We start from the raw sequence: 12,564 nt of genomic DNA, 5'->3' as shown, positions 1-12,564 counted from the left end.
TCTAGACCGCAGCGGCCGACTGAGTGAACCAGAAAGCCCCGGAGAGTCAACCCTCCAGGGCTTTCGTGGTGGTTCAAGGGGTTTCAGGTCGTCGTCGGCTGGATGTCGCCAAGCTCTCGCATCAACGCATCGCACAATTCGAGTCCGACGCGGCGAACGCCGGCGGGAAGGTCACCCCGACCAGCGGCGAGCGCGAGTTCGTCAAGAAATCCGACCAGCACATACCGTTCCGCGGGCACGATCGGCGCGCGGCCAACCTGGCTTTCCGCCTGCTGCCGGCGGGATGCGCGGCGCAGCGTCTCGGCAACCTGCGTGATCCGGTCCCGGTCTCTGCGCCACTGCGCGCGCTGCTGCTCGGTGGTCACGCGGTCAACTCCTCGCTGTCTGTCTGCAGCCAGCCGCCGCGGGCCAGCAGCGCGCGCACCTGGTCGTCAGGAAGGTTGGCCATGCGCTGCACCCACTCCTCGGCTTCCGCATCCTCCTCGGTCTGCGGTCGTTCGCCGGTGAGTAGGGCGATGAAGTTGTCAACTGTGCAGGTCACCCACTGCTGGCCGGGGTCGGCTACTCCGTGCCGTTTGTGGACGATCACAGCGGCCACCGCGTCGTCGTTGCCGCGCTCGTTCTCCGCTTCAGCGGCCCACCCTGCGAGGTTGGTGCGGGCGCTGTCTTTGCACTCGACGACAATCCGGCCGCCGCGGAGCGCGGGGGAGAGCCGGACACCGCCGATGTCGCCACGGTCCTTTGCGCCGTTCTTCGGGCGCTTGTCGATTCGGTCGTCGATGTGCTCGGCGAGGTAGTCGGCAATGGCGCGCTCGAACCGGGCGCCGGCGGCCTTGGCCGAACGGCGGGTGCGCTTGCGAGGTGCGGTCACGATTGCTGGTCCTTCCGCTTCCGGTACATCTCGTCCTGCTGATACCTGGCTGCTGCCACCAGAGCAGCGGCCAGGCGCAGCGCCTCGTCGATGTCGAGCGCGCCGACGTCTCCGGTCCGCTGACCGTCGTAGTCGCGCAGGAACAGGCCGTCTCGCAAATCCGGGTCACTGGGTGCGATCACCGTCCAGCTGCCGCCAACCTGCCAGCGCGGCCCGTCGATCCCGGTGGGGTCGCCATCCGGACGGCTCCTGCCCATGTAGCTCGGGATCGGCAGCCCTTCCTCGTCAACCGGACGTAGCTGCCGTTGGATCGCTGCCACGGCGTTGGTCAGCTTGAACACCTGGTCGGCCAGGTCATCAATGCTGGTCATGCCGCACCTGCCTCGATTTCGCCCCACTGCGACAAAGGGATGATTCCCTTCAGGATCTGCGGGTTGCGGAGGATCTCGGCCGCCGTCTTGTAGACGTCGGCTTCGGCTTCGAGCGTCTCGGAGACCTGCTTGTGCACTCGGCGGGCGTAAGTACCACGGGCGTAATCGCGGCGGGCCTTTTCGGCGAGGGTCAGCAACCGGATCGCCTCGGTGATGTCCTTGGGTGGCGGGGTCGCAGCACCGGACAATGCCGCGGCGATCCGGCCAGCGACGTACTGGGTAGCGTCGAAACCACCCTCGTCCAATGCGAGTACAACGAGCACTACAACTTCGGCACCTTCCTCCGCGTACTCGCCACCGACCACGTAGGTGCCAGGCTCGATTCGCTCGTCTCCTTCGCCGCAGGGCTGTTCGTAGGTGACGACCTGGTAGACGTCGGTGATCTGCGGGGCCTTGTCTTGCCTGTTCGTGGTGGTCATCGGGTCCTCTTTCCGCGGCCGACGTTCGAGCGCCGCGTCCCGGTCGGCCTCGGCCTTCTGGGCGCGATCGCGCATGTCGAGCAGTGCCCCGAACCGCCAATCTGCGAGCTGCTTCAGGAATTCGGCGCGGGCGGCGAGCTGAGTGATCTCGTGGCCGGTGATTCGGACGGCGGCTTCCGCGAGGCTGTACGGGTCGCCCTGGCCGCAGGCCTGCAGGGTGGCGAACTCATCCCGCAGCTGCCGCAGCAGACCGGGGGACACGTTGGTGTCAGGCATGGCGGATCTCCTCGTGTGGTTGGTGGTTGGAGTAGCGGTCAGACGAGGGAGTCGCGGACAGCGCGCACGAGCCATTCGGCGGCGGGCGGGGTAACCGCGTTGCCCAGCAACTTCACGCGCTCCCGCTTGGTTCCGAGCAGCGCGTAATCGCCACCGAACGCCATCGCGCGCTTGATCTCGTCCGGCGTGAGCATCCGGAACGTGCAGTCCTCGATCGCTGGAATCTTCGGGGCGGGTTCGGGCTGCGGGGGGATGACCTCGCGCACGAGCATGTGGTGATTGCCGGACGCGGTGACAGTGGCCAGCGGTTCGGACACGTTCCGTGCGTTGGAGCCTCCCCCGCGCAGCTCGGCGACGAACGCGACCCCATGTCGGAGGTAGTCCGGGATTACCAGCGCTGTCTCGTTACGAGTGGTTTGGGTGCGCAGCGGCATCCACGACGGTGCCGCCGACTTGCCGTCCCGTCCTTCAACCGGGACCAGCAGCCCCTCGGTTTCCCGAGTGGTGCGGGCCCTCATTGGCAGGTCGATTGGCGTGGTCGACAGGTTCCAGGTGCCGCCGGCCGGAACGAGCTGCGGCATGGTCGCGAATTTCTCCAGGCCGATCTTGATGCGGCGCATCGTGGCGTCCTTGAGCGGCACCACCCGGTCACCGATGCGCTCGCCGGTCAGGCTCCAATCGATCGCCGATGCCGCGGGGCTGACGTAGGGCTCGACGACCTCGTGGCAGCGCGGAGTTGGGCAGCGGTAGACGTACTGGGCCCGGTAGCGGCCCCAGCGCTTGCCGTTCTTCCACGACTGCACCGCGTTCACGTCACGGTCACACTTCTGGCACCAGGCCAGCGGGTGCGGCTCGACGTCCGGCGCGGGGTTTCCCTTGCGCCAAAACACGATGTACAGGCGGTCACGGGACTGCGGTGCGCGCGGGGCTTTCGTCGCCGGGGCGTGCATCGAGTTCAGAAACACGGTGCGGTGCTCGTAGCCGAGTGCCTGCATCGCCGTGAGCCACGCCGACCAGAGTTCCCACCGTGCGGCGTCAACGACGTTCTCCACGATGATCGCCTGGTAGCGGTGGTGTTCAGCGAACCGCACCACGTCCCACATCGTTGCCCTGCTGCGCTCGGCGGCCGGGTCCGGCTTGTCCCACAGGGTCGGCTGCGCCCGCTTGACGCCCTTCGCCACGCTGTGGTTCGTGCACTCCGGCGAGGCCCAAAGCACGCTCGTGCGCGGGTAACGGCGCGGGTCAACCTGGCTGATGTCGGCGCAGTCGTGGTCGACGGTGGGGTAGTTCGTCTGGTGGGTGTCGATCGCGAGCTGCCAATGGTTGGCGGCCATACGGACCTCGACGCCGTCGACCGCGGATGCTCCCTGCGACGAGCCGCCGGCCCCGCAGAACAGATCGGTGATGGTGATCACGCGATGTTCCCCTTCTTTTCGCGGGATTCGTGCTGCTGCGGGTACTGGTCCCAGGTGCGGCCGTCGAGCAGGCGGCCAGCGGCGTGCTTGGCGTAGCGGCGCATCACGGCGGCGTCGCGTGTACCGTCTTGCACCCGCCAGCCGGGCCAGGGGCGACCAAGCCGGACACCGTGGTCGTTGACGACCTGGACGCGGTCGTCGTTGGTGACGTAGTCGAAAACGGAGTTCCCGTGCTCGGGGTCGGGCGGCGCCCAGTTCCCCCACTGTTTGAAGAAAAACGGCACGTTGGCCTGCAGGCACTGGTCGCGCAGGTTGCGGGCCCAGTCGGGGTGCATCGGCCTCGACTTCGGGCCACTCTCGCCGCCGCAGATGATCCAGTTCAGGCGACGCTGTTCACGTATCGCGCGCTGCGAGAACGACGTGTAGGAGAACGAGCCGTCGTCGTGAACCAGCCGACCGACGTTGTTCCAGGCGTGCACCCATCGGCCGGTAACCTGCGGCGGGTTGTGGCCGAATCCGTCGCCGCTGGTGACGGTGGTACCGAACGGGTGCGAACCCTGCACGTGCATGTCCCGCATCCACTGTTGCGGGGTTCGTGCCGATTTTGGCCCCCAGAAGCTTTCGATCTGGTCGCGAACCGTCTGTGGCACCCAGTCGGGCCAAGTCCAGTCACTCCACGACTTCGGCGCGGTTGTCGGATCCATCGGGGAGATGGGTGGTAGCCACTTCGTGAGGTCGACGGGCCCCAGCAGCGGTTCGCAACTCAAGAACCGGACGGCGGCGGGGGTTTCGAGTAGGGCGGGGATGCGGCGGTCAGCGCGCTTCTGGTCCTCGACGCTGACGCCGAGCCACACGTTCGGCAGCGGCCAGGCCGGGATCGGGTGCCCGTCCTGCCGCAGCCAGCCCATGACGTCCTTGCGGAAGTACGGGTTGGACAGCAGAGAACGCATCCGGCCGTGCCGCTTGGTCAGCACCTGGTAGGTGTGCTGCGGGGTGGCTGCCATGGTGGCCCAGACCTGGGCGATGTAGCTCCCCGGAACGTCCTGGTGGAACAGGTCGCTCATTGAGTTCACAAAGATGCGGCGCGGCTTGCGCCACTTCAGCGGCTCGATGAGCTTGTCGGGGCGCAGCTGAACGTCGAACCCGTTCTCGAAGTAGTGCCCGGGGGTGCCCCGGAACCGCTCGGCGAGGGTCAGCGCGTAGCAGTTGTCACAGCCTGGGGAGACCTTCGTGCACCCGGTAACCGGGTTCCAGGTCTCGTCGGTCCACTCAATTCCGGTGCTCATGCCGCAACCTCCTGCATCGGGAGTTCGAGCTGGGGCTGGTTGTCGTCGTGCTGGCGGGGTGCGGGCACCTCGACCTCTGCCTGCACCACCGCCGGCTTCCGCGTGCTGTTGCGGCTCTTGGCGGCGTGGCGTTCCTGCTCGGTCATGCCGCCCCACACGCCGTAGGGCTCGCCGCGGTCGAGGGCCCACTTCAGGCACTGCGCGGCAACCGGGCACTGCGCGCAGACCTGCTTGGCTTCCTGCGCCTGCAGCCACGGCTGCGAGCCCTTCCGGGACGCGTCGCCGACTGGGAAAAACAGGTCGGGGTCTTCGGTTCGGCACGCACCCAACTGCCGGAAGTCGGGGATTTCGAAGTTCTTCGGTACGGTCACGGGTAGCTCCCTCGGGAGTAGTGGGCGGGCCGGTCGCTGTGGAGGTGTTTCCGGCCCGCCTGCGGGTTTTCAGTCGTTGGTTGCGGCGGTCACGCGTACCAGCGGGGAAAGTCGGCTTCGTCGACGGCGAGAACGTCGCGAGCGAGCGCGGCGGGGTTGGGGTGGCCGTCGCGGATGGCGACCAGGGCGGCGCGCATGAGGTCGTCGATCATGCTGTGCCCGGCCTCGGGGTCGTCGTTGCCGAGCTGTTCGAGGCGTGCCCGGATGTCATCGACGGTGATCCCGTATCTGGTGATCGTGGTCGACAGGGTTTCGAGTTCGTGGCCGGGGTTGATGACCTGGTCGCGGGTGCCGCGGTTCATCACGCCGCCACCTCGAACTCGTCGAGTCCGGAGGCGTGGAAGGCGCGCAGCTGGTCGACGGTGGCCTGGACGAAGACGGCCTCTCCGATGGTGTCGATGCGCGGTGCGTCGATGTAGTCGGCGAATCCAGGAACACCGCGGTGAACCGTGATGCGCTGGCCGTTGATGTCGCCGGACACCTCGACCTGGTCGTAGACGAGTGCGGCCCACCCGCCCTTGTAGCGCTTCACCAGCACCTCGGGGTTGGTGAGGGTGTCGGTCCAGGTGATCACGGCGCTGGAGGCGGGTCGCAGGTCTTCGACGGTGAGGTGGACGCGGATCACGCCGTCCTCGTCGACGTTGATGGAGTGCCAGGCGGGCAGTTCCGGGTGGTTGGCGTAGTGGCTGGTGAGTGCGGCGAGGGTTTCGGTGAGCTTCGGCTTGTGCTTGGTCATCTGGGTCTCCTGTGGTTGGTGGAGGCGATGCCTACAACTTACGTACACAAACGTACACGAGTCAATGGGTTTGCCGACCTGATTTCTCGCCTCAACCGCACATCACCCGGATGGCGACTCATACACACGACCCGGTTCCCGGCCCCCCAGATCCACGCACACCGCCGAAACCCCTTGCCTGCGACCGCAGGCACTCCCGAAACGACACAGGCCAAATAAGGCCGAAAATCAAGCCGATTCCCGCAGTGCCGCCGCAGCCTGCATCCGCACCGGATGCGCCGGCGACTTCCGCAACTCCCGCTGCGTTCCCGGCACCGTGCACGGCTGCCGAACCGCAGCCCCGCAGTACGAACACGGCACCTCACGCCACGCCTGCCGCGACCGCGACACCTCCCGCGCAACCTCGTCCGGATCGAGCCCATCCCGCCGCGCACGCTTCCGCGCCTGCTCGACCGCGAACTGGTCGGCGAAACGCCGGATCGGCTTGTGCTTCGCCGCCTCGATCGCCGCACGCCCGTCGAGGCCTTCCTGGATCGCCACCAGTTCCATGCGCCGGCGATTCTCCGCGCGAGCCTCGTCGCAGATGGACTCCCAGAACTGGACGATGTCGCCGGTGCTGATCCGGTCGTGCGTCTTGGCGTAACGGGCCGACCGGTAGTAGTCCCGCACCGCGTCCTGCGCGACCGCCAGCGGCACGTCGTCAAGCAACCGCGCCCAGGCGGTGGCGATCTCCCGGGTCGGCGCAGCAGGGACGCGGGGATCGATGTTGGAGACCTCCGCGAACATTTCCAAGACTTCAGCGGGTGTCATGCCGGCTCTCCATCGATGACGATGCCGATCGGGCCACGACGGGCACCGAGCGCGTGTTGGGCTGCCACTTCTTCGCGGCGCATTTCTTCGGCGAGCGCCCGGTATGCGTCGGCCTTGCTCGGCCCTGCGGGTGCTGCGGCCGGCGCGGTCTTGGCGGCTTCGGTGCGCAGCGCGGTGGTGTACAGGTACGGCAGGAATCCGGGGGCTGCGTCAGGTTTCTGGTGCCACAGCTCCAGAGCTGCGGTGATGATCTCGGGTTGGCCGCGGTCGGCGAGCATGATGTCAACTTGTTTGGCCAGATCGCGGATCGTTCGGGTGGGGTAGGTGCGGCCGTGACTGGTGTTCCATGCCTCGACGATCTGGTGGGCTTTCGGAACGTGCGCGGTGTTCGAGAGTTCTTTCAGGTCGACGTCTCGCGCGCGTACGCGCGTGGTGGTGGTTGTAGTTCCGTTAGGAACTACAGGAGGGGAGGGGAGGGGGCACCCGTTACTCACGCTGTGAGTCACACCGTGACAGTCCTCGCTGACCTGCGTTTTCTCTGAAAACTGGCTTTCAGTACGGTCGTTCGACTGGTGCTCGTTTACCCCCCAAACCGCACCCCCACTTTGGGGGGCGGTTTTCGGGGTTTCGCGTTCAGTGTTGGCTCGTTGACGACTGCGCTGCTGCCGCTTGACGTCGGCCTCCCGGCGCGCCCGAACTTGCTCGCGGGTCTTCTGGTAGTCGGTCCAGTCGTGGAACTGGTAGCCGGTCTCCCCGTCACGCTCGGCGCGTTCCCACAGCCCGGCATCGACGAGCTTCTGCGCCTGCCGAGGGGTGCCGTACCGGGCGGCAATATCGGCAGGCACAAACCCGTCGGTGAGGTTGCCAGCAGCCCACGCACCGCACCGCACCCACAGCCCTATTGCCGCGGTTCCGGCCTTACGCACCTTGCGGTTGTCCGCGAGCTGGTCGTCAACGAAGAACCACATGGTCAGTCCTTGGGGTTGGTCACGGGCATCGGCCGGTCTGGGGTGCAGGTGAGGTCATGCAGCGGCATCGGCTGACCTCCTGTGCTCGTTGGGTTCCAGACCGAGCCGGTCGAGGATCCGGCCGGTGGTGTACGTGGTCATGCGGCAGTGCGTGGCGATCTCGGTGTCGGTCCAGCCGCGTTGGTGCAGCTGCCAAACGAGGTCTTCGCGGTCGCGTCGGAGAAGCGCTTCGGCGGGCATCTCGCCGCGGCAACACGCGCTCCACAGCGACACCGAGGAACATGGCTGCACGATCTGTTCAGGTGCGTCTTTCAGCGCTCGGTGTGTTGGGTGCGCGTTCATAATCGGTCCTCGATTTCGTCAAGGATCTGGTCGAGACGTGCGGTTTCGGCGAGTCGGCGGGCGATGGTGCCGTTGGTGTGCAGCGCCCGGGCGATGGCGCTGGTGCCCTGCCCGCGGTTGACGTAGTGCCGGGCGACGGCAATGCGCTCCTCGCCGTTGGGTTTCGGGATCGGTGGCGTCCAACAGCCGGCGGCTCGGGCGAGGATGCGGGTCACCACTTCCTCGTCCACGGGCGGCCGGAGGTCGAATAACTCGATGTCAAGATCGTCGAGGTCTGGGAGGACGGGAAGGCCCGCCGCGGGGGCGGGCCTGTCCAACATCGCGGTCATTGGTCTGCGCTCCTGCTCACTTCTGCTGGTGCGCGGTCAAGTCCGGGTCATCGGGCCGGAGGCCCTGATCGCCGGTATCCGGCGTGGTGGTTTCGTCGGGCTCGATCTCGCCGTCGATGACGTCGGGGTGCTGGCCATGGAGAGCGGCGTCCGGATTCACGCTTGTGTCCACGCGCACGGTGTTGTCGGCCTCGATCGCGGTCGCGAACTCCGTGCTGCGCGGCATCCACTTGGCCAGCTGCCGCACGCACGTCTTGTGCGCCATACCCTCGAAGTGGTCCTTCCACGGGCCAGTCTTGGACTTCGCGTTCTGGTCGCGGTACGTCTCCATCTCGTCGTACGACATGACGACGAAGGCGTGCCCGCCCGTGACGAACTTGGCGAACGCGTAGTAGGCGACCGGTTTTCCCTTCGGGCCGGTCATCGCGGGCTTGTGGATCAGGGAGTCCGCCAGGCCGTAGTCGACGTCGAACGTGTCGTTCTCGTAGACGGTGCGGGCCTGCAGTGACTTGATCTGCCCGGACCGGTGCGCCAGTTCGACAAGTCCCTGATAGCCGATGACGAGCTGCGCCTGGCGGCCGAACGGGATCAGCCACGCGTGGCCGAGTACCCCAGGCCGCAGGCCGAGCTGGGCGCAGGTCATCAGCCCCCCGAGCACGCTGGCGGCGTCGCACCGGGCGAGGGCGGGAGTGGTGCGCAGGCAGGTCATTGCGTCACGGATGAGCTGCGCTGCCTCGGCGCCCTTGGGCATGGCCATCTGGAACTGCGGCTGCATCGCGCGGATCTGGTCAGCGAGCGTGCCGCCGCCGTTCTGCTGGGCGGGCTGGTTTCCGCTGTTGGTGGCGGGGTTGGCTTCCTTGACTCGGCGGGTGAGGTCGTTACCCATCGGCCGTTCTCCTTGCTGTGGTTGGTGGATTGGTCAGTCGCCGGTGGTGAATCGCAGCTGCCGGGTGCGGTACGCGGCCCAGATGTCGGGGTGCTCGGCCTTGAGCGCGTCCACGTCCAGCTCTGCGCGGATGACTTCGCGCGTGTAGGCCGTGACAAGCTCGGGGTGTTCGGCGGCGAGGCGCTTGGTGTTGAGCTTGTTGATGTGTTTCCAGGTGGCGATGGTTCGGCCGCTGGGGGTGTCGAGGCGCTCGTTGTTGCCGATCAGGCCGCGTACGCGGTTCTTGATTTCGTCGTGGTCGGCGGTGGCGTCCTTGAGCGCTTGGGCGGTCTTGGCCTTGGCTCGCACCATGTCGTCAGCGAGCCCGTCGTCGACGGTGACCGCGGTGTCGGTGGCGGTGGGGAAGTGGGCGGCCAGGAACGCCTCGACGCTGGCGGATCCGTCGAGCGCGGGCGCTTCACCGGTTTCGACGTGCTCGCGCCAGAACCGGCCGCTGATCTCGACGAGCTGGGAGATCAGCTCCTCGTCGCGCTCGACCAGGCGGTACTCGTTGCGCTGCCCGCCGATGCAAACCGCCACGTGCCACCGGCTGAATCCGGTGACGGCCATGCACCACTGGGCCTGAAGTTCGGCGTGGTCGGGGACCTGCTCGTCGTCCCACTCGTGCGCCAACCACGCCGAGGTGGTCTTGCCCTCGTATCCGGCGCCGTCCGAGCAGAACCCGTCCGGGTTTGCGAGCATCCACGGCCATCGGGTCGATCGCCACGTTCCGGCTGGGGTGATGGTGAGCTGGTGGATGCGGGCGAACCGGTCACGCACGATGGGTTCGAGCAGGGTTCCCATCTCGGCGGATTCGGAGGGCGTCTCCAGGACGATAGGGAGCTGCCCGGTTTTGTCGAGCCACAGTTCGTAGCGGGACCGGTAGCGGTTGAGCCCGACGAGGGTGGACGCGTCGCTGCTGCCGATGCCGGTGCGGCGGGTGGCGAGCCAGTCGCGGTGATGGGCGATCATGTCGTGCCAGTCGTCGGCGGCTGGGGGCAGGATCTGCTGGGCGTGTTCGGGGCGGGGCTCGGCGGTCTGGTTGACCTGGTTGAGGGTGGCGGTCATCGCGTGGACTCCGCTGGTTGATGGGTTGCTGGGTTCGATGGGTTGGTGTTGTTGATCAAGAAGCCGCGCCCGTAGGTGTCGGCGCAGCTAGCGCATTCGCCGCCGCGCATCCATCCGGGGTAGCCGAGCCCGTTGTGGTTGGGGCTCATGACGATTTCGCGGTAGCGGTCGCCGGTTTTGATGGCGGGTCGGTCGCAGGTGATGCAGCGGCGGGGTTTCCGGGAGGTGCGGACGGTGGCGCGGATCATTGCGTCGCCTCTTGTTCCTGCTCGTAGAGGCGGAACGGCTGGTGGGTGGGGGAGATCCACAGATCGCCGTTGCGGACTGCCATGCCGATTTCGCGGACTGCGGCGACGGTGAGATCGCGTTGTTCGCCATCGCGTAGCTGCACTGTGTGGCGTCGGGTTTTGGTGTCGGTGCAGGTGGAGCGGAGTGCCTGGCGTACGGCGATTTCCGCGATGAACGCACCGTCGAGTTGGTCGACTGCGGGCACCGAAACGAACACGGTCACGGCAACGTTCTGGATGGGCAGATCAGAGGCGTCGGTCATAAGTACCTCGGTTTCGTGGTTGGTGGTTTCCGCTTCTGCGGGGCACGCGGACCTGAGTGGCGATGTTCACTACGCAGGCCCGGTTTCCGCTGATCAGGCAGCGGCGGGGAGGGTTTCGGCGGGGGCGACGATCGTGTACTCGACGGTCACGGCGTCGGACTCAGAGCGGGCCTCGTCGACGACGGCGAACATGCACGCTGGGCAGACGTCGTAGAGGCGGCCTTCGGTGGAGTCCTCGACGTCCCAGGAGATGCGGACGCGGGCGTCACCGATGCCGGTTTCGTCGGCGCACCATTCGCAATCGCCGAACTGGGTGCCTGCGGGTTCGAGGGGCATGCTGGCGCGGACGCAGTTGCGGGGGAGTGCGCGCAGTAGTCGGGCGACGTCGTCGGGGCTCTCGGTGAGCGGCCGGGGGGCGAGTTGGTCGCGGGGAACGCCGAGCGCGGCGGCGATGGTGGCGAGCACTCGGGTGTTGGGGCTTCGGGTGCCGTTCTCCAGCAGGCACAGGTATTGCTTGGACAGCCCGGTGGCTTTCGCGAGGCTGACTTGCGTGTGGTGGCCTGCGGCGATACGGGCGGCGCGTAGCTCGAACCAGGGTCTCCGGCGGGATACTGGGGCTGGTTCTGTGGTGTGAACAACCATGCCTACAGCTTACGTACACAGTCGTACACTTCGCAAGCCTTATACGCCCACCCTTCTGCGCAAACGTCAAATCTCATGCCCACACGATGCGTACTCAGGTGTGTACACCCGCATTTGTGGCCACGAGCCGGGTTAGGTCAGACTTGCCCGCATGGCGACCACCGAATCCCCTGAAATCGAGCCCTGGCCGCTCGGTGATCTACTTAAGAAAGCCCGTGAACGGCGAAAACTCGGCATCGCGGGCGCAGCCAAGCGCGCCGGCATGTCTCAGGGGAAGTGGCACCAAATCGAGCGCGGAGTACGTGCAGTCGCCGGAGGCTACAAACCGTTCCGCCCAAAGCCCGACGACATCGTTACCGCGGCGCGGGCGGTGAACGCTGATCCGCGCGAGGCGCTGCGGGCCGCCGGCTACGACCCGAAAATCGACGCGCCGGACCTGGAGGCGACTCCGACGATCACCGTGTCCGAGCTGGCAGCAAAGCTGAAACGGATGACGCCGGGCCAGCGTTCCGCAGTGCTCGGCATGATCAACTCGATACTGGATCCCGATCTCGGCGCCGAACAAGACCACGGGATCCTGTACGACGTCGAGATCGACGACCCGACGGATTAGTTGTCCTGCGGCGCATGTGGCTTCAAATGGTGAAACACGGACTTGATCCGGTGCCGGCCATCAGCGCCGCGGGATTCGATGGTGGACACCACCAGGTGCTCGATGCGGATCGTTTCCACTCCGGAGAGGTACCCGTTACCGCGGACCAGGTTGTCGAGGTGACCAGCGATCCCATCAGGGGGTGGGTGTTCCATGCTGCTCATCGCGGATGTCCTCCTCGTGTGCTTGCCACCCTTGTCCTTGTCAGGTGTGGGGGTGGCGGGCGGTTTGGACCGGGGTTCCTCATCCTTACGTGGATGCGCCGGTTGGCGCATCCATCCACGATCGGGTGGTGTTCTCCTCGCGGAGAGTGTTCGCGGGGGTTGGGTGGGGGGACGGTGTGGTCTACCTGCCCTGTAAGGCGGTGGGGTCCTTTGTGGAGGGCTATGGGGGCCATTGCTCGAAGGGGTAAA

20 protein-coding genes are annotated in these 12,564 nt (G+C 66.6%); 1 reads left to right on the top strand and 19 read right to left on the bottom strand.

What is annotated here, in order from left to right:
• Window positions 1-83: 83 nt before the first annotated feature.
• The 18 genes from DL519_RS44340 to DL519_RS44255 all read right to left on the bottom strand — a co-directional run bounded on the left by DL519_RS44340 (window position 84) and on the right by DL519_RS44255 (window position 11,499).
• Window positions 84-365 (bottom strand): hypothetical protein, encoded by a 282-nt coding sequence (locus tag DL519_RS44340; RefSeq protein ID WP_190824745.1) that lies wholly within the window; start codon window positions 363-365, stop codon window positions 84-86.
• Window positions 362-871, bottom strand: a complete 510-nt coding sequence (locus DL519_RS44335; protein WP_317891454.1) for a hypothetical protein — start codon at window positions 869-871, stop codon at window positions 362-364. The genes DL519_RS44340 and DL519_RS44335 overlap by 4 nt, the downstream gene beginning before the upstream one ends.
• On the bottom strand, window positions 868-1,242 hold the full coding sequence (locus DL519_RS44330; RefSeq protein WP_190824744.1) for a hypothetical protein: 375 nt from the start codon (window positions 1,240-1,242) through the stop codon (window positions 868-870). Before DL519_RS44330 ends, DL519_RS44335 begins: the two co-directional genes overlap by 4 nt.
• Window positions 1,239-1,997 (bottom strand): hypothetical protein, encoded by a 759-nt coding sequence (locus DL519_RS44325; protein ID WP_190824743.1) that lies wholly within the window; start codon window positions 1,995-1,997, stop codon window positions 1,239-1,241. Before DL519_RS44325 ends, DL519_RS44330 begins: the two co-directional genes overlap by 4 nt.
• Window positions 1,998-2,035: 38 nt before the next feature.
• Window positions 2,036-3,412, bottom strand: coding sequence for a DNA cytosine methyltransferase (locus tag DL519_RS44320; protein WP_190824742.1), 1,377 nt, complete (start codon window positions 3,410-3,412; stop codon window positions 2,036-2,038).
• On the bottom strand, window positions 3,409-4,698 hold the full coding sequence (locus DL519_RS44315) for a DUF5131 family protein (protein WP_190824741.1): 1,290 nt from the start codon (window positions 4,696-4,698) through the stop codon (window positions 3,409-3,411). The genes DL519_RS44320 and DL519_RS44315 overlap by 4 nt, the downstream gene beginning before the upstream one ends.
• Complete coding sequence (locus DL519_RS44310) at window positions 4,695-5,069, bottom strand: WhiB family transcriptional regulator (RefSeq protein ID WP_317891453.1); 375 nt, start codon at window positions 5,067-5,069, stop codon at window positions 4,695-4,697. The genes DL519_RS44315 and DL519_RS44310 overlap by 4 nt, the downstream gene beginning before the upstream one ends.
• A gap of 89 nt (window positions 5,070-5,158) precedes the next feature.
• Window positions 5,159-5,431: a hypothetical protein gene (locus DL519_RS44305; RefSeq protein WP_223840496.1), complete on the bottom strand. Its 273-nt coding sequence runs from the start codon at window positions 5,429-5,431 to the stop codon at window positions 5,159-5,161.
• Entirely contained in the window at window positions 5,431-5,865 is a 435-nt protein-coding gene (locus tag DL519_RS44300) for a hypothetical protein (protein WP_190824739.1), read from the bottom strand. Before DL519_RS44300 ends, DL519_RS44305 begins: the two co-directional genes overlap by 1 nt.
• A 228-nt stretch (window positions 5,866-6,093) precedes the next feature.
• Entirely contained in the window at window positions 6,094-6,675 is a 582-nt protein-coding gene (locus DL519_RS44295) for a zinc finger domain-containing protein (protein ID WP_190824738.1), read from the bottom strand.
• The gene (locus tag DL519_RS44290; protein WP_190824737.1) at window positions 6,672-7,643 is read right to left on the bottom strand and encodes a hypothetical protein; all 972 of its coding nucleotides are present in this window, start codon (window positions 7,641-7,643) and stop codon (window positions 6,672-6,674) included. The genes DL519_RS44295 and DL519_RS44290 overlap by 4 nt, the downstream gene beginning before the upstream one ends.
• 54 nt (window positions 7,644-7,697) lie before the next feature.
• Window positions 7,698-7,985 (bottom strand): hypothetical protein, encoded by a 288-nt coding sequence (locus DL519_RS44285; protein WP_190824736.1) that lies wholly within the window; start codon window positions 7,983-7,985, stop codon window positions 7,698-7,700.
• Window positions 7,982-8,314 (bottom strand): hypothetical protein, encoded by a 333-nt coding sequence (locus DL519_RS44280; RefSeq protein ID WP_190824735.1) that lies wholly within the window; start codon window positions 8,312-8,314, stop codon window positions 7,982-7,984. Before DL519_RS44280 ends, DL519_RS44285 begins: the two co-directional genes overlap by 4 nt.
• A 16-nt stretch (window positions 8,315-8,330) precedes the next feature.
• Entirely contained in the window at window positions 8,331-9,200 is an 870-nt protein-coding gene (gene recT, locus DL519_RS44275) for a recombination protein RecT (protein ID WP_190824734.1), read from the bottom strand.
• A gap of 33 nt (window positions 9,201-9,233) precedes the next feature.
• On the bottom strand, window positions 9,234-10,307 hold the full coding sequence (locus DL519_RS44270; protein WP_190824733.1) for a YqaJ viral recombinase family nuclease: 1,074 nt from the start codon (window positions 10,305-10,307) through the stop codon (window positions 9,234-9,236).
• On the bottom strand, window positions 10,304-10,555 hold the full coding sequence (locus DL519_RS44265) for a hypothetical protein (protein WP_190824732.1): 252 nt from the start codon (window positions 10,553-10,555) through the stop codon (window positions 10,304-10,306). Before DL519_RS44265 ends, DL519_RS44270 begins: the two co-directional genes overlap by 4 nt.
• Window positions 10,552-10,857 (bottom strand): hypothetical protein, encoded by a 306-nt coding sequence (locus tag DL519_RS44260; RefSeq protein ID WP_190824731.1) that lies wholly within the window; start codon window positions 10,855-10,857, stop codon window positions 10,552-10,554. Before DL519_RS44260 ends, DL519_RS44265 begins: the two co-directional genes overlap by 4 nt.
• A 93-nt stretch (window positions 10,858-10,950) precedes the next feature.
• Entirely contained in the window at window positions 10,951-11,499 is a 549-nt protein-coding gene (locus DL519_RS44255) for a helix-turn-helix domain-containing protein (RefSeq protein ID WP_190824730.1), read from the bottom strand.
• A 151-nt stretch (window positions 11,500-11,650) separates the two neighbouring features.
• Between DL519_RS44255 and DL519_RS44250 the strand changes: the two genes are divergently transcribed.
• Window positions 11,651-12,112: a helix-turn-helix domain-containing protein gene (locus tag DL519_RS44250; RefSeq protein ID WP_190824729.1), complete on the top strand. Its 462-nt coding sequence runs from the start codon at window positions 11,651-11,653 to the stop codon at window positions 12,110-12,112.
• Here DL519_RS44250 and DL519_RS44245 read toward each other — a convergent pair.
• Window positions 12,109-12,315 carry a hypothetical protein gene (locus tag DL519_RS44245; RefSeq protein ID WP_190824728.1) on the bottom strand — a complete coding sequence of 69 codons (207 nt, stop codon included), beginning with the start codon at window positions 12,313-12,315 and terminating at the stop codon, window positions 12,109-12,111. The two genes, DL519_RS44250 and DL519_RS44245, sit on opposite strands and share 4 nt — an antisense overlap.
• Window positions 12,316-12,564 lie beyond the last annotated feature (249 nt).

The sequence above is a fragment of the Saccharopolyspora pogona genome, assembly GCF_014697215.1.
Classification (GTDB): Bacteria; Actinomycetota; Actinomycetes; order Mycobacteriales; family Pseudonocardiaceae; genus Saccharopolyspora; species Saccharopolyspora hattusasensis.
The sequence above is the reverse complement of the archived record's forward strand: the minus strand, read 5'-3'. Positions and strand labels throughout refer to the sequence as shown.

Excerpts from the sequence above, each read along its gene's own strand:
- DL519_RS44300 (WP_190824739.1), bottom strand. The coding sequence starts at position 5,865 with ATGACCAAGCACAAGCCGAAGCTCACCGAAACCCTCGCCGCACTCACC.
- DL519_RS44285 (WP_190824736.1), bottom strand. The coding sequence starts at position 7,985 with ATGAACGCGCACCCAACACACCGAGCGCTGAAAGACGCACCTGAACAG.
- DL519_RS44325 (WP_190824743.1), bottom strand. The coding sequence starts at position 1,997 with ATGCCTGACACCAACGTGTCCCCCGGTCTGCTGCGGCAGCTGCGGGAT.
- DL519_RS44295 (WP_190824738.1), bottom strand. The coding sequence starts at position 6,675 with ATGACACCCGCTGAAGTCTTGGAAATGTTCGCGGAGGTCTCCAACATC.
- DL519_RS44255 (WP_190824730.1), bottom strand. The coding sequence starts at position 11,499 with ATGGTTGTTCACACCACAGAACCAGCCCCAGTATCCCGCCGGAGACCC.
- DL519_RS44290 (WP_190824737.1), bottom strand. The coding sequence starts at position 7,643 with ATGTGGTTCTTCGTTGACGACCAGCTCGCGGACAACCGCAAGGTGCGT.
- DL519_RS44270 (WP_190824733.1), bottom strand. The coding sequence starts at position 10,307 with ATGACCGCCACCCTCAACCAGGTCAACCAGACCGCCGAGCCCCGCCCC.
- DL519_RS44280 (WP_190824735.1), bottom strand. The coding sequence starts at position 8,314 with ATGACCGCGATGTTGGACAGGCCCGCCCCCGCGGCGGGCCTTCCCGTC.
- recT (WP_190824734.1), bottom strand. The coding sequence starts at position 9,200 with ATGGGTAACGACCTCACCCGCCGAGTCAAGGAAGCCAACCCCGCCACC.
- DL519_RS44260 (WP_190824731.1), bottom strand. The coding sequence starts at position 10,857 with ATGACCGACGCCTCTGATCTGCCCATCCAGAACGTTGCCGTGACCGTG.
- DL519_RS44265 (WP_190824732.1), bottom strand. The coding sequence starts at position 10,555 with ATGATCCGCGCCACCGTCCGCACCTCCCGGAAACCCCGCCGCTGCATC.
- DL519_RS44245 (WP_190824728.1), bottom strand. The coding sequence starts at position 12,315 with ATGAGCAGCATGGAACACCCACCCCCTGATGGGATCGCTGGTCACCTC.
- DL519_RS44315 (WP_190824741.1), bottom strand. The coding sequence starts at position 4,698 with ATGAGCACCGGAATTGAGTGGACCGACGAGACCTGGAACCCGGTTACC.
- DL519_RS44250 (WP_190824729.1), top strand. The coding sequence starts at position 11,651 with ATGGCGACCACCGAATCCCCTGAAATCGAGCCCTGGCCGCTCGGTGAT.
- DL519_RS44305 (WP_223840496.1), bottom strand. The coding sequence starts at position 5,431 with ATGAACCGCGGCACCCGCGACCAGGTCATCAACCCCGGCCACGAACTC.
- DL519_RS44330 (WP_190824744.1), bottom strand. The coding sequence starts at position 1,242 with ATGACCAGCATTGATGACCTGGCCGACCAGGTGTTCAAGCTGACCAAC.